This window comes from Aestuarium zhoushanense (genome assembly GCF_056431045.1).
In genome coordinates, this window is record NZ_JBWKMA010000023.1 from 593,514 (window position 1) to 614,752 (window position 21,239).

Annotated in this window: 17 protein-coding genes; 9 read left to right on the top strand and 8 right to left on the bottom strand. The window is 55.4% G+C overall.

Annotated elements, in window-relative coordinates:
• Positions 1 to 98 precede the first annotated feature (98 nt).
• The 5 genes from AC07ED_RS14655 (at position 99) to infB (ending at position 7,127) form a co-directional block, all read left to right on the top strand.
• A complete protein-coding gene (locus tag AC07ED_RS14655) occupies positions 99 to 1,625 on the top strand; it encodes an ABC transporter substrate-binding protein (RefSeq protein ID WP_105236163.1) in 1,527 nt (508 codons plus the stop codon).
• 131 nt (positions 1,626 to 1,756) lie between these two features.
• Positions 1,757 to 2,344, top strand: a complete 588-nt coding sequence (gene rimP, locus AC07ED_RS14660) for a ribosome maturation factor RimP (RefSeq protein ID WP_067552516.1) — start codon at positions 1,757 to 1,759, stop codon at positions 2,342 to 2,344.
• Between the two features lie 5 nt (positions 2,345 to 2,349).
• On the top strand, positions 2,350 to 3,957 hold the full coding sequence (gene nusA / locus AC07ED_RS14665) for a transcription termination factor NusA (protein WP_105236162.1): 1,608 nt from the start codon (positions 2,350 to 2,352) through the stop codon (positions 3,955 to 3,957).
• A gap of 18 nt (positions 3,958 to 3,975) precedes the next feature.
• On the top strand, positions 3,976 to 4,611 hold the full coding sequence (locus tag AC07ED_RS14670; protein ID WP_067552522.1) for an RNA-binding protein: 636 nt from the start codon (positions 3,976 to 3,978) through the stop codon (positions 4,609 to 4,611).
• On the top strand, positions 4,608 to 7,127 hold the full coding sequence (infB, locus tag AC07ED_RS14675) for a translation initiation factor IF-2 (RefSeq protein ID WP_105236161.1): 2,520 nt from the start codon (positions 4,608 to 4,610) through the stop codon (positions 7,125 to 7,127). Before AC07ED_RS14670 ends, infB begins: the two co-directional genes overlap by 4 nt.
• An 85-nt stretch (positions 7,128 to 7,212) precedes the next feature.
• Here infB and AC07ED_RS14680 read toward each other — a convergent pair whose 3' ends face one another.
• The 4 genes from AC07ED_RS14680 to AC07ED_RS14695 form a co-directional block, all read right to left on the bottom strand.
• Complete coding sequence (locus AC07ED_RS14680; RefSeq protein WP_478242353.1) at positions 7,213 to 7,347, bottom strand: hypothetical protein; 135 nt, start codon at positions 7,345 to 7,347, stop codon at positions 7,213 to 7,215.
• Positions 7,348 to 7,427: 80 nt separating this feature from the next.
• Positions 7,428 to 7,832 (bottom strand): 8-oxo-dGTP diphosphatase MutT, encoded by a 405-nt coding sequence (gene mutT / locus AC07ED_RS14685; protein WP_105236160.1) that lies wholly within the window; start codon positions 7,830 to 7,832, stop codon positions 7,428 to 7,430.
• Positions 7,829 to 9,043, bottom strand: coding sequence for a bifunctional glutamate N-acetyltransferase/amino-acid acetyltransferase ArgJ (gene argJ, locus AC07ED_RS14690; protein ID WP_105236159.1), 1,215 nt, complete (start codon positions 9,041 to 9,043; stop codon positions 7,829 to 7,831). Before argJ ends, mutT begins: the two co-directional genes overlap by 4 nt.
• Before the next feature lie 4 nt (positions 9,044 to 9,047).
• Positions 9,048 to 9,890: a peptidylprolyl isomerase gene (locus tag AC07ED_RS14695; RefSeq protein ID WP_105236158.1), complete on the bottom strand. Its 843-nt coding sequence runs from the start codon at positions 9,888 to 9,890 to the stop codon at positions 9,048 to 9,050.
• A gap of 185 nt (positions 9,891 to 10,075) precedes the next feature.
• Between AC07ED_RS14695 and secA the strand changes: the two genes are divergently transcribed.
• From secA to AC07ED_RS14710, 3 genes are all read left to right on the top strand, one after another.
• Entirely contained in the window at positions 10,076 to 12,772 is a 2,697-nt protein-coding gene (gene secA / locus AC07ED_RS14700) for a preprotein translocase subunit SecA (RefSeq protein WP_105236157.1), read from the top strand.
• Positions 12,773 to 12,944: 172 nt separating this feature from the next.
• Positions 12,945 to 13,973, top strand: coding sequence for a hypothetical protein (locus AC07ED_RS14705; RefSeq protein ID WP_158664571.1), 1,029 nt, complete (start codon positions 12,945 to 12,947; stop codon positions 13,971 to 13,973).
• Positions 13,974 to 13,999: 26 nt separating this feature from the next.
• Complete coding sequence (locus AC07ED_RS14710; RefSeq protein ID WP_158664570.1) at positions 14,000 to 15,532, top strand: phosphate ABC transporter substrate-binding/OmpA family protein; 1,533 nt, start codon at positions 14,000 to 14,002, stop codon at positions 15,530 to 15,532.
• Here AC07ED_RS14710 and radC read toward each other — a convergent pair.
• The 3 genes from radC to dnaK form a co-directional block, all read right to left on the bottom strand.
• Positions 15,529 to 16,290: a RadC family protein gene (radC, locus tag AC07ED_RS14715; protein ID WP_105236154.1), complete on the bottom strand. Its 762-nt coding sequence runs from the start codon at positions 16,288 to 16,290 to the stop codon at positions 15,529 to 15,531. The two genes, AC07ED_RS14710 and radC, sit on opposite strands and share 4 nt — an antisense overlap.
• 92 nt (positions 16,291 to 16,382) lie before the next feature.
• Positions 16,383 to 17,525 (bottom strand): molecular chaperone DnaJ, encoded by a 1,143-nt coding sequence (gene dnaJ, locus AC07ED_RS14720; protein ID WP_067552542.1) that lies wholly within the window; start codon positions 17,523 to 17,525, stop codon positions 16,383 to 16,385.
• A gap of 72 nt (positions 17,526 to 17,597) precedes the next feature.
• Positions 17,598 to 19,499 (bottom strand): molecular chaperone DnaK, encoded by a 1,902-nt coding sequence (dnaK, locus tag AC07ED_RS14725; RefSeq protein ID WP_105236153.1) that lies wholly within the window; start codon positions 19,497 to 19,499, stop codon positions 17,598 to 17,600.
• 161 nt (positions 19,500 to 19,660) lie between these two features.
• Between dnaK and AC07ED_RS14730 the strand changes: the two genes are divergently transcribed.
• Positions 19,661 to 20,308, top strand: coding sequence for an alpha-ketoglutarate-dependent dioxygenase AlkB (locus AC07ED_RS14730; RefSeq protein ID WP_245918096.1), 648 nt, complete (start codon positions 19,661 to 19,663; stop codon positions 20,306 to 20,308).
• On the opposite strand, the gene AC07ED_RS14735 is transcribed toward AC07ED_RS14730, so the two are convergent.
• Entirely contained in the window at positions 20,309 to 21,130 is an 822-nt protein-coding gene (locus tag AC07ED_RS14735; protein ID WP_105236152.1) for an ABC transporter permease, read from the bottom strand.
• Positions 21,131 to 21,239 lie beyond the last annotated feature (109 nt).

Genomic DNA, 21,239 nt, shown 5'->3' on the forward strand with positions numbered 1-21,239 from the left:
GGTAACCTGCTGGCTCCCAACAAGTTCTTGGATGGCATGGACCCAAGCGATTTGCTTCGCTACGGTATTCAAGTTGAACCCAAACGGAGTCTGCACAGGTGCAGTCCTACAAACGAAGAAACCTGCTGAAATACGGTATCGCCGCTGCGGTTTTGACTGCATCGGGCGTATCGGCGCGTGCGGGTTCTGTTGGTGGACGACTCACTGTTGGTCTTTCGGGGGCATCGCCGCTGGACAGTTGGGATGCACGGACGTTTTCAGACAGTTTCATGATAGCCTGCGGGCAGGGCGCTGTTTTTGATTGTCTGACCGAAGTGACGGCGGATGGATCGTTGGTCGGTGAGCTCGCCGAAAGCTGGGAGTCATCGGCGGACGGACGTATTTGGACGGTTGCGTTGCGGCGTGGCGTGAGTTTTCACAACGGCAAACCGTTTGTCGCGCAGGATGTAATCGACAGTTTTGATCTACATCGTGGAACGGCATCAGGCGCGCGGGTTATTGTCGATGGCATTCAGAACATATCTCGTTTGTCGGACCATCAGGTGCGATTCACGCTGACTTCTGGGAATGCTGATTTTCCGTATTTGCTGTCCGACTATCACCTGATCATCTACCCCTCTGGTCAGATCGATGAAGCGATCGCCCACGGGATTGGCACTGGCCTCTACCGCGTTGAAAGCTTTGAACCGGGGGTACGGTTTGTCGGTCGTCGCGTGCAGAGCCATTACAAAGACGGCTCGGCAGGTTGGTTCGACCGCGTTGAATACGTGGCGATGAATGATCGTGCGCGGCGTATGAATGCGCTTCTTACAGGTCAGGTGGATGCTGTTGATCGGGTGGACCCTGCTGCCGTATCGCGGCTTTCGACCCATCCGCGGATAAATATCGTCGAGACGACCGGGAATATGCACCTCGCGTTTGGAATGCGGACAGATACGGCTCCGTTTGATGATCTGAATGTTCGTCTGGCGCTCAAGCACGGCATCGATCGGCAGGCGATTGTTGATCAGGTGCTGCATGGTCACGGACGGGTCGCGGCGGATAGCCCGATTGGACCTGCGAACCAGTTCTATGCGGGGCTCGAACCTCTGGCTCATGACCCTGAGCGTGCCGCATGGCATTTGCGTCAGGCTGGGCTGTCGAACGTTTCTGTTGATCTGTTCACGTCTGATGTCGCGATGAATTCGTCTGCGGTCGATCTGTTCCGCACGGCTGCCGCGCCAGCGGGCATTGATATTCAGATCATAGAGGCGGCATCTGTTGGGTATCGGGGCGACACATTCGGGAGCCAGCCATTTGCAGCGACCTATTGGTCAGGTCGAGTGACCGAAGACTGGATGCTCTCGACGGCCTATCATGCAGGTAGCCCTTGGAATGATACGCGCTGGGCGGATGGACGGTTCGAACAGTTGCTTGTCGCGGCGCGGGCGGAATTTGACCCTGATCTGCGGTCAGAACTCTACTCTGAAATGCAGAAAATCCTACGCGATCAGGGCGGTGCAATTATTCCCGCGTTTGCAAATTGGATCGGTGCAACCTCGGATCGGGTCGCAATCCCCACGTCGATTGGCAACCTTTGGCCCATTGATAACGCGCGCATGGCAGAACGGTGGTGGGTGGCCTGACGGTTTCCCTTGCAGACTCAGCAGTATGGGCCTATATGGCCTCTCAACAGCGGCGCTGACGGTTCCGACCCGACGCTCCACCGGGAAAGATCGACGGGCCGCGAGCCCGTTTTTTTGTTTTTGGAGAACAGATGACTGATCTGATCGCCAAGGCGGCATTGGACCGCCGGATCGCAGAAATTATTACCCCTGTCATTGAGGACATGGGGTACGAAGTTGTGCGCGTCCGTTTGATGAAAAGCCTCAAGGAAACCACCTTGCAGGTCATGGCGCAGAAACCCGATGGCACCATCGAGGTTGACGACTGCGCTAAGATTTCGACCGCGCTTTCGGCAACGCTCGACGTCGAGGACCCGATCATTGAGGCCTACAGCCTCGAAGTATCGTCCCCCGGTATCGATCGTCCGCTGACACGTCTCAAGGATTTCGAGCAATGGGCCGGCAACGAGGCCAAGATCGAAACCAGCGAGATGATCGACGGTCGTCGGCGCTTTAAAGGCCAGCTTGCTGGCGTCGAAGGTGATGAAGTTCTGATCACGCTTGATGAGCAGGGCGAAGACATCACCATCGGTCTGAAATTCGACTGGCTGTCAGATGCCAAACTGGTTCTGACAGATGAATTGATCCGCGAAGTTCTGCGCGGTCGCAAAGACAAGGGCCAAATCGATGAGGCCCAGTATGATGAAGTTGAAACCATCATTGATGGCGACGAGGAGTAAGAGACATGGCAATTACCTCTGCCAACCAGCTTGAGCTGCTGCAAACAGCCGAAGCCGTAGCCCGCGAGAAAATGATCGACCCGAACTTGGTCGTCGAAGCGATGGAAGAGTCGCTCGCTCGTGCAGCGAAATCGCGTTACGGTTCGGAAATGGACATTCGCGTGTCGATCGACCGCAAAACTGGTAAAGCAACCTTTACCCGTGTTCGTACCGTTGTTGCTGACGAAGATCTTGAGAACTATCAGGCTGAGTTCACCGTTGATCAGGCGAAGCAATATATGGCTGACCCGCAAATTGGTGACGAGTTCTCTGAGGAAGTTCCGCCAGTTGAACTGGGCCGTATTGCTGCTCAGTCCGCTAAACAGGTTATCCTTCAGAAAGTCCGCGAAGCTGAGCGTGACAAGCAGTACGAAGAATTCAAGGACCGCGCAGGCACCATCATCAACGGTTCCGTTAAGCGTGAAGAATACGGCAACGTCATCGTTGACGTAGGTGCTGGTGAAGCCGTTCTGCGTCGTAACGAGAAAATCGGCCGCGAAGCATACCGCCCAGGTGACCGTATTCGTGCATACGTTAAAGACGTTCGTCGTGAACCTCGTGGCCCACAGATCTTCCTGTCGCGTACCGCTCCTGAGTTCATGGCTGAGCTCTTCAAAATGGAAGTGCCGGAAATCTACGAAGGCATCATCGAGATCAAAGCGGTTGCTCGTGACCCAGGTTCGCGCGCAAAGATCGCTGTTATCTCGTTCGACAACTCGATTGATCCGGTTGGCGCTTGCGTCGGTATGCGCGGTAGCCGTGTTCAGGCCGTTGTGAACGAGCTTCAAGGCGAGAAAATCGACATCATTCCGTGGAATGAAGATACTCCAACCTTCCTTGTGAACGCACTGCAGCCGGCAGAAGTGTCGAAAGTGGTTCTGGACGAAGAAGCTGGCAAAATCGAAGTCGTTGTTCCTGAAGAACAGCTGTCGCTTGCGATTGGTCGCCGTGGTCAGAACGTGCGTCTGGCGTCTCAGCTGACCGGCCTCGACATCGACATCATGACTGAGGAAGAAGAATCCAAACGTCGTCAGGCCGAGTTCGAAGTGCGCACCAAGCTGTTCATGGAAAACCTCGATCTGGACGAATTCTTTGCTCAGTTGCTGGTTTCAGAAGGCTTCACCAACCTCGAAGAAGTTGCCTACGTTGACGTTGACGAACTGCTCGTGATCGACGGCGTTGATGACGACACTGCAAACGAACTGCAAGCGCGCGCTCGTGACGTTCTGGAAGCCCAGAACCGCAAAGCGATGGAACGTGCACGTGAGTTGGGCGTCGAAGACAGCCTCGTTGAATTCGAAGGTCTGACACCGCAAATGATCGAAGCCCTTGCCGAAGACGGCGTGAAATCGCTCGAAGATTTCGCGACCTGCGCGGACTGGGAATTGGCTGGCGGCTGGACCACTGTGGACGGCGAACGCGTCAAGGACGATGGCGTCCTTGAGAAGTTCGACGTGAGCCTCGAAGAAGCTCAGGACATGATCATGACCGCTCGCGTCATGCTTGGCTGGGTTGACCCTGAAGAGCTCGAAGCGGACGCAGCAGATGAGATTGAAGAGGGGGCTGAGGAGTAATCCTCGGAGTTCTTGAGAATGACCCGTGGCGGACAACATAAAAATCGGGATATGGAAACTGAACGCAAGTGCATCGTCACTGGCGAAGTTCAGCCTGTGTCTGGGTTGATCCGCTTTGTGGTTGGTCCTGATAATCAGGTCTATCCTGATGTGATGGAGAAACTTCCCGGTCGGGGCATGTGGGTTTCAGCCACTCGTAGTGCTCTGGAACAGGCTGGAAAGGGTCATTTTTCGCGATCTGCAAAGGCTCCTGTGACGGTGCCTGAAGGGCTCGCCGATGACGTAGAGCGTCAACTTGTGCGCCGTGTGACTGATTTGATCGCACTGGCTCGAAAGGGCGGCTATGCCATTGGCGGCTTTGAGAAAGTTAAGGACTGGTTGGCAGGTGGGGAACGTGTTCGCGTTCTCTTGCAGGCCAGCGATGGATCCGCGCGCGGAAAAACCAAACTCTGGACGCCGGAAGGCGCCCGATATTTCGACTGCCTCACGGCTGATGAATTGGGTTTGGCTTTCGGGCGTCAAAGTGTGATACATGGCGCGCTCGCTTATGGCGGACTCAGCGACCGTGTTGTAGAGGAAGCCGCAAAGCTGAAAAGCATGCGTATAACTGACGGCGGCAATTCGGCCACCGGAAAGGAAAAAGTAGCTAGATGAGCGATAACGACGGAAAAAAACCTCTTGGTCTGCGTGGCGGTTCGGGAAATGTGAAGCAGAGCTTCAGCCATGGACGCACCAAGAACGTCGTGGTTGAGACCAAGCGCAAACGCGTTGTGGTTCCCAAACCAGGTGCAGCCAAACCAGGCGGCACTACACGACCAACTGTAGGTGACCCCTCCAAGCGTCCAGCCGGTATTTCTGATGCCGAACTGGAACGCCGTATGAAGGCACTCGCGGTAGCGAAAGCCCGCGAAGCCGAAGATGCCGCAAGGCGTGAGGCCGAAGACAAAGCACGCGAAGAAGAGCGTGATCGTCGTCGTGCCGAAATCGAAGCAAAAGAACGCGAAGAGCGCGAGCGCGAAGAAGCGCTCCGTGCGAAGGCGGAAGAAGAAGAGCGCAAAAAGCGTGAAGCTGAAGAAGCCGCACGTGCTGCTGAAGTAAAGAAAGCTGCCGCTGCTGCGCCGGCACCTGCTGCCGCTGCTGCGCCGGCAGGTGGTGAGGATGACCGCTCTGGTCGTTCCGTGGGCGCTGGCCCGCGCAAGGTTGATCGTCAACGTGACGACGCCCGTGATGACGCGAAAAACGCGAAAGCCAAAGTGGCGTCGCGTGATGGCGGCCGCCGCTCTGGTAAGTTGTCGCTGAATGATGCGCTGGCAGGTGGTGACGGTCGTCACCGCTCGATGGCGGCGATGAAGCGTAAGCAAGAGAAAGCCCGTCAAAAAGCGATGGGTGGACAAATGCAGCGCGAGAAAATCGTGCGTGACGTCCAGCTTCCTGAAGCGATCACCGTTGCAGAACTTGCGAACCGTATGGCCGAACGTGTGGCTGATGTTGTGAAAGCTCTGATGCAGAACGGCATCATGGCGACACAGAACCAGACGATCGACGCGGATACCGCAGAACTGATCATCGAAGAGTTCGGCCACCGTGTACAACGTGTGTCGGATGCTGACGTTGAACAGGCGATTGAGCAGGTTCAGGACAAAGCTGAAGACCTGAAACCGCGTCCGCCGGTCATCACCATCATGGGACACGTTGACCACGGTAAGACTTCGCTTCTCGACGCGATCCGCAAGGCGAACGTTGTATCTGGCGAAGCTGGCGGCATCACCCAGCACATCGGTGCGTATCAGGTCACCACTGACTCTGGCGCTGTTCTGTCGTTCCTCGACACTCCGGGCCACGCTGCGTTTACGTCAATGCGTGCTCGTGGTGCGCAGGTCACGGACATTGTTGTTCTCGTTGTTGCGGCTGACGACGCCGTGATGCCGCAGACCATCGAAGCAATCGCTCACGCAAAAGCGGCGAAAGTTCCGATGATCGTTGCGATCAACAAGTGCGATAAACCATCAGCGAACCCTGATAAGGTCCGTACAGACCTCTTGATGCACGAAATCGTGGTCGAGAAGATGTCTGGCGACGTTCAGGACGTTGAAGTTTCGGCCAAAACTGGCATGGGTCTCGACAGCCTCCTCGAAGCAATTGCGCTTCAGGCGGAAATCCTCGAACTCAAAGCTAACCCGAACCGCGCTGCTCAGGGCGCTGTGATCGAAGCTCAGCTCGATGTGGGTCGTGGTCCGGTTGCAACTGTTCTGGTCCAGAACGGTACTCTGAAACGCGGCGATATCTTCGTTGTGGGTGAACAGTGGGGTAAAGTCCGCGCGCTGATCAACGACCAAGGTGAGCGTGTTGACGAGGCTGGCCCGTCTGTTCCTGTTGAGGTTCTTGGCCTCAACGGCACTCCGGAAGCAGGTGACGTTCTGAACGTGACCGAAACCGAAGCGCAGGCGCGTGAGATCGCTGAATACCGTGCTCATGCTGCGAAAGAAAAACGCGCAGCGGCAGGTGCAGCGACCACCCTCGAACAGCTGATGGCGAAAGCGAAAGAAGACGAGAACGTTTCTGAGCTGCCCGTTGTTGTTAAAGCTGACGTTCAGGGTTCTGCCGAAGCAATCGTTCAGGCGCTGGAAAAAGTCGGCAACGACGAAGTCCGCGTTCGCGTTATTCACTACGGTGTTGGAGCGATCACCGAGACTGACGTTGGTCTTGCAGAAGCATCGGGCACCCCGGTTATCGGCTTTAACGTTCGTGCGAACGCACCGGCACGTAACTCCGCGAACCAGAAGGGCGTTGAAATTCGTTACTACTCGGTCATCTATGACCTCGTTGACGACATCAAAGCTGCTGCATCTGGCCTTCTGTCCGCAGAAATCCGCGAGAACTTTATCGGTTACGCGAACATCAAAGAGGTGTTCAAGGTTTCCAACGTCGGCAAAGTTGCTGGCTGTCTGGTCACCGAAGGCGTGGCCCGTCGTTCGGCTGGTGTGCGCCTGCTGCGTGATAACGTTGTTATCCACGAAGGCACGCTCAAGACCCTCAAGCGCTTCAAAGATGAAGTGGCCGAGGTTCAGTCCGGTCAGGAATGCGGTATGGCGTTCGAGAACTACGACGATATCCGTCCAGGCGACGTTATCGAGATCTTCGAACGTGAAGAAATCGAGCGCAGCCTGTAATCAGGCCGCGTTTCGCACAAAAGAAAAGGGACGGTCCAACGAGGACCGTCCCTTTTTCTTTGTCATGTCGGAAAATGTTCCGATCTTAGGCCGCAACGTTTGCTGGACGCCCAACGTAAGTGCGGTTGCCGATGCTGATTACAACGTTGCCGTTATCCGCGTCGCGCAGAAACTTGCCCTGCAAGGACACACTGCTGCCGATAATAATTGTACGGTACATATCTAACACCTCAGGTTGTCGCCTAGAGTTAAAGCTACCTGATGGGTGGCTGTTAAAAATAGCTATCCCAAAGGATGATTTTAGAGCCAGTCGCGTAGAATTGGGATGAGCGGAATGTCGGCAGGGGGCATCGGGTAATCGTTCAGATGTTCCTTGCGGACCCAAGCCAGCTTTTGGCCCTCTTTGGGTTGTGGTGTGCCATTCCAGCGCCGGCACGCAAACAACGGCATCAGAAGGTGGAAATCGTCGTAGCTGTACGAGGCAAACGTCAGCGGCGCGAGGCAGGAATTCCACGTTTCGATACCGAGCTCTTCTTGGAGTTCGCGGACCAGTGCGGCCTCGGGCGTTTCGCCTGTTTCGACTTTACCACCTGGGAATTCCCATAGGCCCGCTAGGGACTTTCCCTCGGGCCGTTGCGCAAGCAGAACGCGCCCATCGACATCGATGAGCGCGACTGCGGAAACGAGGATGATTTTCTTCGTCACGAGCGATAATCCGCGTTGATCCGAATGTATTCGTAGGTCAGGTCACAGGTCCAAACTGTTGAGGCGCCAGTCCCGATACCGAGATCAACACCGATGATCAGTTCAGCGTTTTTCATGTAAGCGCTTGCGTCCGCTTCGGAATAATCTGGCGCGCGCCATCCGTTTTCAGCCACGGTGATGTCGCCAAACCGAATGGAGAGACGATCACGGTCGGCTTCGGCACCAGATTTACCGACAGCGGCAACGATACGACCCCAGTTGGCATCTTCGCCAGCAATCGCGGTTTTAACCAACGGAGAGTTTGCGACTGAAAGGCCGACGCGTTTTGCGTCTGCGTCGTTGGCTGCGCCTGTAACTTGGATCTCAACGAACTTCGTTGCGCCTTCGCCGTCGCGGATCACTTGATGAGACAGGTCGAGCATCACCTTGTGAAGCGCGGCCTCAAAGTCAGCATTGCCGGTGACATCCACGCCAGATGCGCCCGTTGCGCCGATGAGGAGCGTGTCAGAGGTCGATGTATCGCTGTCGACGGTGATGCAGTTGAAGGTTTTGTCGGTGAGTTTCGACAGGACACCCTGCAGAGCGTCGTAGCCGATTTTCGCATCCGTAAAGATGTAGACGAGCATGGTGGCCATGTCAGGCGCGATCATGCCTGAACCTTTGGCGATGCCTGCAATCTTGACCGTCTGACCGTTCACGGTGATTTCAGCCGCGGACCCCTTCGGGAAGGTATCGGTGGTCATGATTGCCTTTGCAGCGCCTTCGATGCCGCCCGCGTTGAGGTTTGCGGATAGCTCGCCAATTTTCGCGGTGATACGGTCGTAGGGTAGGGGTTCGCCAATTACGCCAGTTGACGAGGTAAAGATGCGATCAGCGTCGATACCAGTCTGTTCCGCAACGCCAGCGCAAAGGGCGGTCACAGCCTCAACACCACGAGCGCCTGTAAACGCGTTCGAGTTGCCCGAGTTCACGATGATGGCGGCCCGTCCCGCCTGTGTTTTCCCGTTTTTGGCCTGACAGTCCAAAACGTTCGCCGACCGTGTGGCCGAGCGAGTGAAAACGCCCGCAACGGTGCTGCCTTCGACCAATTCGGCCAGCATCACATCGGTGCGGTTGTTGTATTTCACACCAGCCATAGCCGATGCAAAACGGACGCCATCAATGACCGGAAGGTCGGGGAATGCCGCAGGGGCAAGAGGCGAGACGGGCATAGTTTTACTGCTCCAGCAGGTCGAGGTTGGTGAGAGCGGCTGGATCGATCGAGCCAGCTTCGATGCGTGTAATGTCAGAATCAGAGGTGATCTGAGCCAGATAGGTGGTGATCATTTCCTCTTGGATTTTAGCGGCGAGTTCGTCTCGCATATCGTCGAGGGTCGGGTTTGCCTGATCGCGTGTTTCGTTCAGTTTGATGATGTGCCAGCCGAATTGAGTCTCAACGGGTTCAGATACAGTGCCGACTTCCATAGCGACGACGGCTTGTTCGAAGGGCTCTACCATCATGCCTGGGCCGAACCAACCGAGCTGGCCACCGTTCGGGCCAGATGGACCTGTCGACAGTTCAGTAGCGACGGTTGCAAAGTCTTCGCCTGCATCAACGCGTGCTTTCGCGGCGAGCGCTTCTTCCTGGGTGGCCAAGAGGATGTGCGATGCGTTGTATTCAGGTGTCGGCTCTGCGTCAGCGAATTGCGCGTCATAGGCAGCCTGAAGAGCCTCTTCGGTGACTGCAGCTTCGGACAGAACAGAGATACGTTCGCCCGCTTTGATCGAACGGGTTTCGTTTTCGATCGCGTATTGAGCGCGTGCAGGCAGATCAGTCATTTCATCGGCGAGCAACTGTTGTTGGATCAGTTGTTCGAGGATACCGTCCCAGAGAACTTCGGGCGGGAGTTGCTGATATTGGGCGGGCAGTTGCGCCATGGTGATAATCATGTGCGACAGTGTGATGTCGGTGCCATTTACAGTCGCGACGACGGTATTTCCGGTCGGTTCCTCAGCCTGTGCAGTGGCCGCAAAGAGGGCGAGGGCACTTACTGCTGCGAATGTAGCGAATTTCTTCATCAAATCTTTCCCAATTCGGCTGCGAAAGCCCCGCAGCGTTGACACTTTATGGCCCTCCCCTTACATCCCGAAGAGGCATTGAGGGACCGTCTTGTCACCTGTTTAGGCGTTGCTGCTGTAAGCGACAAGCAACCTCCTCATCATAACGACGTCATTAGGCCCCAAATTGAGGGCGCGGAGAGAACATGCTGGGATTCGGAACGCTGGCCAAAAAGGTGTTTGGCACCGCGAACGACCGCAAGATCAAGGCAACCAAGCCGATCATCGCAAAGATCAACGCGCTGGAGCCCGAATTCGAGAAGCTGACAGATGAACAGCTGATCGAGAAGTCCAACGAATTTAAGGGACGCATCGAGGGTGGTGAATCACTCGACTCGCTGCTGCCCGAGGCCTTTGCGAACTGTCGCGAAGCCGCCAAGCGTGCATTGGGTCTGCGGGCCTTTGATGTGCAGTTGATGGGCGGGATTTTCCTGCACCAAGGTAACATTTCCGAGATGAAGACCGGTGAAGGTAAAACGCTCATGGCGACCTTCGCGGCCTATCTGAATGCTCTCACGGGCAAAGGCGTTCACGTTGTGACGGTGAACGACTACCTCGCACGTCGTGACGCGGAATGGATGAGCAAAGTTTACGGTGCCTTGGGTCTGACCACGGGCGTTGTCGTTCCTCAGCAGCCCGAAGACGAAAAGCGCACGGCTTATGCCTGCGACATCACCTACACGACCAACAACGAACTTGGTTTCGATTACCTTCGTGACAACATGAAGTCCGAACTGAGCCAGATGATGCAGCGTCAGCACTACTTCGCGATTGTGGACGAGGTCGACTCGATCCTTATCGACGAAGCGCGGACCCCGCTGATCATTTCTGGTCCAGCGCAAGACCGTTCGGAGCTGTATAAAGCCATCGACGCGTTGATCCCAGAGCTGGCTGAATCGCACTACACCATCGATGAAAAGTCCCGTCAGGTGACCTTTACCGACGAGGGCAACGAATTTCTCGAAGAACGTCTTCGGACCGCAGGTATTTTGCCAGCCGACCAGTCGCTCTACGATCCGGAAAGCACCACCATTGTTCACCACGTGAACCAAGGCCTCCGTGCTCACAAGCTGTTCACCAAGGACAAAGACTACATCGTTCGTGACGGCAACGTTGTGCTGATCGACGAATTCACAGGCCGTATGATGGCGGGCCGTCGTCTGTCGGACGGTCTGCATCAAGCGATCGAAGCCAAAGAGAACTGCGCGATCCAGCCCGAGAACGTGACACTCGCGTCGGTGACATTCCAGAACTACTTCCGCCTGTATGAAAAACTGGGCGGTATGACGGGTACGGCGATGACCGAAGCCGACGAGTTCATGGAAATCTACCGTCTCGGCGTCGTCGAAGTTCCGACCAACCGTCCGATTGCGCGTAAAGATGAACACGATCAGGTGTACCGTTCGGCACAGGAAAAATTTGATGCCATCGTCAAAGAAATCGGTATCGCCCATGAAAAAGGCCAGCCGATCCTTGTCGGTACGACCTCGATTGAAAAATCGGAATTCCTGTCCCAGCTTCTGACCGCTGCAAAAATCCCGCACAACGTTCTGAACGCGCGTCAGCACGAGCAAGAGGCGCAGATCGTTGCAGAGGCTGGTAAGCTCGGCGCTGTGACGATTGCGACGAACATGGCGGGCCGTGGCACTGACATTAAGCTCGGCGGTAACGTTGAGCACAAAGTTCTCGAGGCGATTGCTGCGAACCCTGAGGCCGACCCCGAAGCCATCCGTGCGCAGATCGAAGAAGCGCATAAGGGTGACGAAGAGGCGGTTAAGCAGGCCGGTGGTCTGTTCGTTCTGGCAACCGAACGTCACGAATCCCGTCGTATTGACAACCAGCTCCGTGGCCGTTCGGGCCGTCAGGGTGACCCAGGTCGTTCGGTGTTCTTCCTGTCGCTTGACGATGACCTGATGCGTATCTTTGGGTCCGAGCGTCTAGAGAAGGTTCTCTCTGGCCTTGGCATGAAAGAGGGCGAAGCGATCATTCACCCGTGGGTGAACAAATCGCTCGAACGTGCGCAGGCTAAGGTCGAAGGCCGCAACTTTGACATTCGTAAGCAGCTGTTGAAGTTCGATGACGTGATGAACGATCAGCGTAAGGTGATCTTTAAGCAGCGCCGCGAAATCATGGAAGCGGCGGACCTGTCCGAGATTGTTGGTGATATGCGTCAGGACGTTGTCGACGATCTGGTCGACCAGTTCATTCCTGCGCGGTCCTATGCGGATCAGTGGGATGCTGAAGGTCTTAAGGCTGCATGTCTCGATAAGCTGGGCGTTGACGTGCCTGTCGTTGAATGGGCGTCTGAAGAGGGCGTGGACGACAGCGATATCCGCGACCGTCTCTATGAGGCGACCGATGCGCTTATGGCAGAAAAAGCCGAAGCCTTTGGTGCCGAGACTATGCGCCAGATCGAAAAGCAGATCCTGCTTCAAACCATCGACGGTAAATGGCGCGAGCATTTGTTGACGCTCGAACACCTTCGGTCGGTCGTTGGCTTCCGTGGTTATGCGCAGCGTGACCCGCTCAACGAATACAAAACCGAAGCCTTCCAGCTGTTCGAAAGCCTCTTGGATGGTTTGCGTGAGGACGTGACCCAGAAACTTTCGCGCATTCAGCCGATGTCCAAAGAGCAGCAAGAACAGATGCTGCGTCAAATGGTGGAACAGCAGCGTCAGTCGCAGGCAGCTGCTGCAGCGGCAGAACAGCCAAAGCATCCAGCAGCGAACGCAAAACCCGGGTTTGATGAGAATGACCCAACGACTTGGGGTGATCCGTCGCGAAACGATCCGTGCCCCTGTGGTTCGGGCGAGAAGTTCAAATACTGCCACGGCAAGTTCTGAGCTTTAGCGGCAGGTGAAATTTGGGGCCGGTGTCAGCAATGACGCCGGCCTTTTTCTGTCCTATGACCAATTACGCCCCAATTCAGCCCAGAACTTTCCCCAGTCAGGTCCAGCTAACACCATCTTCCACCCCTAGGTTGAAAACTGAATTTAAGTGTTGGTGGAGGGTGAATTGTCCCGCTCTAGAAAAATGATGACTGCTGGCGTCACGTTTTCGGCTGCTCTTGCCGTTGGTTTTGTTATGCAAAACGGCAATGCGTTTGCTGAACGTTCGACTGATGTTGAGGCGATGCCAGCACCCGTCCAAAGCACCGTTTTAGTTGAGCCATCTGTGGCGCTGCGCGATGTTGCCCTGCCCGAAGACGCTGGCCCATTCATGGTCGCGCCCGAGGTTCAGGTCACAGAATTGAAGGTGCCCGCCAGCATTGATCCTGTCGTGACGGACATTGTGCCGATCCTTGTTGCCGCAACGGACCCTGACGAGCCAATTTCCGACCCCGCCGATGAGATCGCGTTAAACGTCGACTGTGTGCCCGAAATGGCAGCGGAGGCGAGGGCTTTCGGCATGGTGAATCTGACGGTAGACGCGTCGTGCTATCCACAGGCGCGGTTCACCGTGCACCATCAGGGCATGATGTTCTCTGTCGCAACCGATGAGGACGGCCAGTTTGCGGCCGAAGTTCCAGCTCTTACCGAAAACGCCGTATTTATTGCGGCTTTTGACGACGGGATGGGTGCGGTAGCGAGCGTGAGTGTTCCTGATGTCGCGGACTTGGATCGCGCTGTTCTGCAATGGCAGGGCAACTCAGGGGTTGGGATACATGCCTTTGAGTTTGGCGCTGAGTTTGGGTCGGACGGTCACGTCTGGGCGGATGCACCACGGTCGCCGAGCGCTGCCGCGAATGGGCAGGGTTTCCTTGTTCGATTGGGCAATGACGAATTGCCTGAACCCCTGATCGCCGAGGTCTATACCTACCCAACAGCTCATTCTGCGTCCGGCGGAGCGATCGAACTTAGTGTTGAAGCGTCTATCACGATCCGCAACTGTGGACGTGAAGTTGCAGCCCAAAGTATCCAGATTGGGCCAGAGCACGACGCCGAAGCTGTTGACCTACAAGTCACTATGCCAGACTGCGTTGCAGTTGGAGACTTTCTTGTGTTGAAAAATATGTTCACGGACTTAACACTCGCCGCGAAATGACGCGTATAAGTTGTAAGGTCCCGAATTTGAAACGCATTGGCGCGGCTGCTTTGGCCGCGCTCTTTGCGTGTGACATTGCCACTGCTGAACCCGTTAATCTGCGGACAGAGGGCGGGCTCGCGATTAGTGGCGATGTACTAAGCTTTGATGGCGACTACATGCGCCTGCGGACCGAATACGGCGTTGTGACGGTCGCCTATGCAGGTGTGATTTGCGAGGGATTGCGGTGCCCTGCACCCAACGGAGCGGCCGAACTTCGGTTCGCAGGATCGCCCCGCATTGGCGAGGTCCTTCTTCCTGCGTTGGTCGAGGCATATGGACGGCAACGGAACCTGAATATCTCGGCGATCGAAGGCGAAAGTGCACTGCAATACCAGATCGGGCCTCTCGGTGCGCCCGAACTGCAGGTCTATTTTGCGTTGAACGAGAGTTCGGTTGGTTTTGAAATGCAGCGCAATGGAACAGCCGATGTGGTCATGTCTGCGCGTCCCGCGACAGTTGCAGAAAATGCAGCATCAATGGCTGCGGGTTTAGGGGCGCTTAACGCGAATGGTCGGGCACGCATATTGGCGCTTGATGCTTTGGTGCCCGTTGTATCCCCGCTCCAACCCGTCAAATCGATTTCTCTGGATGCTCTGTCGTCTGTGTTCAGTGGCGACGTTACAAACTGGTCCGACCTCAAGGGCGATGACGGTGTAGTGCATCCTGTACTAGCGGCTGAAAACTCTGATCAAGCGCATGGGTTCCAATCCATGGTTTTGGGTGACTCTGCTGCGGTCGAGGATGCTGTTCGGATTGAGGTCGGGCCCGAAATGACCAACCTCGTGGCCGAAGACCCACTGGCTATCGGTGTTGTGCCGATGGGGGCTTTTGGCAAAGCGGCGCCGATGATTTTGCAGGATGTCTGTGGGTTGAGGTCCATCCCCCGTCGGACGTCGTTGAAGACGGGTGATTATCCACTGACGATGCCGCTTTATCTTTATCTACCTGAATACCGGATCGCACCGCAGGCTGCGGACTTTCTGGCTTGGCTGCGTAGCAACGAGGCGCAAGCCGTCATACGGAGAGCTGGTTTTGTGGACCAAGGTGTGGTGCCAATTGGCTGGGATGAACAAGGCGAGCGGCTTGCAAACGCTATTTTGCAGGCGGGTAGTGAAGTTTCATTGACCGAGCTTCAAGAAATGTTGCGCACGTTGGATGGGCAAGCCCGTTTGTCGACAACCTTCCGATTTGCCGAGGGCTCGACCACGCTGACACCTGTTTCTGAATCGCATCTATTGTTCCTCGCCCAAGCGATACGCGATGGCCAGTTTGACGGTCGCCGTTTGACGCTTGCAGGCTTTAGCGATGGCACTGGGGCCGCGAGCATTAACAAGAACCTCTCTCAGACTAGGGCCGATGCGGTGTTGGCAGAACTTACAGCAGCACTGGGTGGCGACGTTCCTGATGCGGTGCGCATTTCCGCGAACGGATTCGGTGAGGCCCTGCCGATGGGCTGCGATGAAACAGAGTGGGGTCGCCGCATGAATCGCCGTGTAGAACTCTGGGTCGGTGACTAGATCAGACCCTCGGCGCGGAAACTGAGTTCCCGAGATTTTCCAATGATCAGATGATCGTGCAGCGTGATCCCCATCACGGTTAACGCCCGCTCGATTTGATGCGTGATGGTTATGTCAGCTTCTGACGGGGTTGGGTCACCTGACGGATGATTATGAACGAGGATCAAAGCGGAGGCGTTCAATTCAAGGGACCGTTTGACGACTTCTCTTGGATAAACGGGCACATGATCGACCGTGCCTTTGGACTGTTCTTCATCGGCAATCAGGACGTTCTTTCGGTCGAGAAACAGGATGCGGAATTGTTCGGTTTCCCGATGCGCCATGACTGTGTGGCAGTAGTCGAGAACCTCATTCCAACTGCTTATCACCTGCCGCTGCATGATCTTTGACCGTGCGAGCCGTTGCGCGGCTGCTTCAATGATCTTGAGTTCAACGACGACCGCATCACCGACGCCTTTGATCCCTTTAAGAGTAGCAGTTGGCGCGGTGATCACACGACCTAAATCCCCAAATGTATCCAAGAGCGCATGCGCCAGTGGTTTCACATCCTGACGCGGAATGGCGCGAAACAGCACGAGTTCTAGCATTTCGTAATCGGGGAGGGCGGCTGCGCCACCCGTCATGAACCGTTCCCGTAGACGGGTGCGGTGATCCTTGATGTAGGATGGTTGGCCTTTTGCCTGAATAGGCAAGACAACCTCGTCATTGAGGTCGAAAAACGGGAGTGGCGCCTCGGCCATGTGCGGGGACTGGGTCATACCGCGAGCATCGCCGATGACAGATTAAGGCGGAGTAAACGAAAAAGGGCGACCGTGATGGCCGCCCTTTGATCGTTGGGATGGAGGCTGGATTAGCCTTTCATCGAGTCCCAGAACCCTTTGACCGCCGAAAAGAATTTCGACGAATGCGGGTTGTTTTCGGTGCTGAGCTCTTGGAACTCGTGGAGGAGTTCCTTTTGCTTGGACGTCAGTTTCACAGGTGTCTCGACAACCAGCTCAATCAGCATATCGCCGGTCGAGCCACCGCGCAGAGCGGGCATACCTTTGCCGCGAAGACGCATCTGGCGACCAGATTGGCTGCCTTCAGGGATCTTCACGCGGCTACGGCCACCTTCGATTGTTGGCACCTCAACTTCGCCGCCCAGTGCTGCATCAACCATTGATACTGGAACGCGGCAGAACAAGGATGTTCCTTCGCGTTCAAAGAGCTCGTGCTCTGCCACTTCGATAAAGATATACAGGTCGCCCGATGGGCCACCGCGTAGACCGGCTTCGCCTTCGCCAGCGAGGCGGATGCGAGTGCCAGTTTCAACGCCTGCCGGGATGTTGACCGACAGTGCTTTTTCTTTTTCGACGCGGCCTGCACCGTGGCAGGATTTGCACGGGTTCTTGATCGTCTGACCCATGCCGTTACAGGTCGGACAGGTCCGTTCGACGGTAAAGAAGCCCTGTTGAGCGCGCACTTTACCCATGCCCGAGCAGGTTGGACAGGTGATGGGTTCGCTGCCGCCTTCGGCACCCGTTCCGTTACACGAACCACATTGGCTCGATGCTGGAATGTTGATGGTCTTTTGCAGACCACCAAAGGCTTCTTCGAGCGTGATGCGCAGGTTGTAGCGCAGGTCGTTGCCGCGTTGCGCGCGCGAACGGCCACCGCCTTGACGGCCACCACCCATGAAGTCGCCAAACAGATCGTCGAAAACATCAGAGAAGGCAGAGGCAAAGTCGCCGTGCCCGTGACCACCACGTGGTCCGCCACCCATGCCACCGTCAAACGCAGCATGGCCATAACGGTCATAAGCTGCTTTTTTGTTGGCGTCTTTCAGGACGTCATAGGCCTCGTTCACTTCTTTGAACTGGGATTCTGCGTCCGGATTGTCAGAGTTACGGTCTGGGTGCAGTTCTTTGGCTTTCGTGCGGTAGGCCTTTTTCAGCTCTTCCGCGGTCGCGCCTTTGGATACACCTAAAACTTCGTAATAATCGCGTTTTGACATGCGTTCCCCCTTTGGGAAAGGAACAAACCGGCCCAGTCAGTCTGGGCCGGCCTATTCACAGCAGGGCTATGATTAGCCGCGCTTGTCTTCGCCAAGGTCCTCGAAGTCAGCGTCGAGGATGTCGTCATCTGCACCATCGTTGTCAGCAGCGTCAGAGTCGCCACCGTCTTGGGATGCTTTGTAGATGGCTTCACCAAGGCGCATGGACGCTTCGGTTACGTTCTGGATGCCCGACTTGATCTTGCCAGCGTCGTCACCTTCAAGTTCGTCCTTGAGGGCAGCTACTGCCAGTTCGATTGCTTCGATGGTCGACGGATCAACCTTGTCGCCGTGCTCTTCGATCGATTTCTCGGTTGCGTGAACGAGGCTTTCAGCCTGGTTTTTCGCTTCGACCAACTCTTTACGCTTCTTATCGGCTTCTGCGTTTTCTTCTGCGTCCTTGACCATCTTTTCGATGTCTTCGTCCGACAGACCGCCAGAGGCCTGAATCGTAATCTGCTGTTCTTTACCTGTGCCTTTGTCTTTTGCGCCAACGGATACGATACCGTTTGCGTCGATGTCGAAGGTCACTTCGATCTGTGGCATGCCGCGCGGTGCTGGCGGGATGTTTTCGAGGTTGAACTGACCGAGCATTTTGTTGTCGGCAGCCATCTCGCGTTCACCCTGGAACACACGAATGGTCACAGCGTTCTGGTTGTCTTCTGCGGTTGAGAAGACTTGGGATTTTTTGGTCGGGATCGTGGTGTTGCGGTCGATCAGACGTGTGAACACGCCACCCAACGTTTCGATGCCCAGCGACAGCGGGGTCACGTCCAGAAGAACGAGGTCCTTCAGGTCGCCCTGCAGAACGCCAGCCTGAATAGCAGCGCCCATCGCAACAACTTCGTCCGGGTTCACACCCTTGTGCGGCTCTTTACCGAAAAATTTGGTTACTTCTTCGATAACTTTCGGCATGCGGGTCATACCACCGACCAGAACGACTTCGTCGATGTCGGAAGTGGTGAGACCAGCGTCCTTAAGAGCAGCCTGACACGGTTTGATCGAGTTCTTGATCAGGTCAGCAACCAGGCTTTCCAGCTTTGCGCGGGTCAGTTTCATGACCATGTGCAGCGGCTGACCGTTCGAACCCATCGAGATGAACGGCTGGTTGATTTCGGTCTGCTGCGACGAGGACAGTTCGATTTTGGCTTTTTCAGCGGCTTCTTTCAGACGCTGCAGAGCCATTTTGTCAGAGGTCAGGTCAACGCCGTGCTCTTTTTTGAACTCGTCAGCGAGGTAGTTGACGATGCGCATGTCAAAGTCTTCACCACCGAGGAAGGTGTCGCCGTTGGTCGATTTTACTTCGAACAGACCATCGTCGATTTCGAGGATGGTAACGTCGAATGTACCGCCGCCAAGGTCATAAACAGCAATGGTTTTGGTTTCATCTTTGTCCAGACCGTAGGCGAGTGCCGCAGCGGTCGGTTCGTTGATGATACGCAGAACTTCGAGGCCAGCGATTTTGCCGGCGTCTTTGGTTGCCTGACGCTGAGCGTCGTTAAAGTATGCCGGAACGGTGATAACCGCTTGGGTCACGTCTTCGCCGAGGTAGGATTCAGCGGTTTCTTTCATCTTTTGCAGAATGAAAGCCGAAACTTGGCTCGGAGAGTATTTCTCGCCACGGATCTCAACCCATGCGTCGCCGTTGCCGCCGTCTACAATTGCGTAGGGGACGAGCTTCTTGTCTTTTTCGACTTCAGCGTCGGTGGTGCGACGACCGATAAGACGCTTAACAGCGAATACAGTGTTGTCAGGGTTGGTAACGGCCTGGCGTTTTGCCGGCTGACCAACAAGGCGCTCGTCTTCGGTGAAACCGACGATCGACGGAGTGGTACGTGCGCCTTCAGCGTTTTCGATGACGCGCGGTTTGGAACCATCAAGGATGGCTACGCAGGAGTTCGTGGTACCAAGGTCAATACCAATGACTTTTCCCATTTTTCAAATCCCTCTTCTTAGGCGGTTTGAGCTGCCCAGGCCCGGTGAACGGCACCTGAACCATCTGGAGTTAAATCTGGCTCGGAAAGTGGTCCGAACCGTGGATCAACGGGTATATAAGGTTGACAATTGCTGCCTGCAACGGGGGCAGGGCCGCAAAGATGGTAAAAAACAACTTGGGCAACAAAGATATGCAGGATCAACCAGAGCCAACCCTAACTGTTCGGGGTGTGAATGTGTTCAAGGGGCTATTATCGAAAGCCGAGCAGTCCGCGATGGTTGATGATTTGCGCGTGGTTGCCCAAGCGGCTCCGTTCTTTACGCCGAAAACGGCAAGCGGGCAGTCGATGAGTGTGAAGATGACATCGGCGGGTCGATTCGGTTGGGTGTCTGATGCAAATGGTTATCGCTACGAACAGCAGCACCCCTCAGGTGTCGCGTGGCCTGAGATTCCTCAATCTGTTCTTGCCGTCTGGAATGCGGTCTCTCGGTCAGAGCGAAGTCCTGAAAGTTGTCTGATCAACTACTATTCCTCAACAGCAAAAATGGGTTTGCATCAGGATCGGGATGAAAAGGATTTCGGCGCACCTGTGGTTTCGATTTCTTTGGGAGACTCTGCATTGTTCCGCATTGGAAACGAAACACGCGGTGGTTCGACCGAGAGTATCTGGTTGGAAAGCGGCGATGTCTGTGTCCTCGGAGGGCCTTCGCGCCTTCTGTTTCACGGCATTGACCGAGTGAAGCCGAACACATCAACGCTGCTGACCAATGGTGGTAGGATCAACGTCACCTTGCGGGTGGTGACGTGATTACCGAGCGGCGCTCCAGCTTTCGGAGGCGTATTTGCGGGTGAAGAATTCGGCCATGAGGCCGATTGTGATGCACACCACGCTTACGACGATCGGATACACGTAATTGCTGTGGTGCGGGTAGTAGTTCACGAAAACAAAGCCGCGTTCCTGATCGATGCAGTGGAACAATGGGTTCCAGTCAAACATGGCGAGAATGTAGCTCGGCGTTGCGTTGGCGACGAACATTTTGCCAGAGGCAATCATGTTCATGCGTGCGTAAATCTGCTGCGCAATGCCTGTGAACTCGGGGAGCCATGGTTTGACCGACAGAAAAATCACGCCGATTGCCACGCCTGAGAACCAAGCAAGGAGGAGCATGGACATAGCACCAACGGGGTTATCGATTGAAATTGGGTTCCCGATCACGTGGTAGAGATACAGGATAGTCAGGAGCGAGAGCACCTGTGTGTAGAGCGAGCCTAGTGCCGCAGATGAGATCAGTATTAATGAGTTCAGTGGTGCGTGTTTGAGCATCGCCGATGTTGATCCACCAGAACCGTAGACGGCGCCCATCGCTTTGGTGTGGGTGAGAAATAGAAACACCCCAGACATAATATAGAGAAGGAAATCGCCGCGGATTTGACTACGGCGCATCCCCAAGAGTTGGAACATGAGGTAAAACGCACCAACAAAAACGAGCGCCTGCACCATGTTCATCAACAGGCCGACGATTGCGTTGCGGTGGCTCTTGCGAATTTCGCGCACAGTCGAGTGGAAGATGAGTTCCAGCATGGACCCGAGGGACCCCAGCATTGTGCGCGGTTGCTTGACTTGGAACATCTTAAACTTGCCTGTGACTGGCCGGGTCTTACGCCCGAATATCAACGAATTTCTTGCCGTTCTCTTAAGCCTCTACCATAAGAGGCACGACTTTGCCGATCAATTTTAT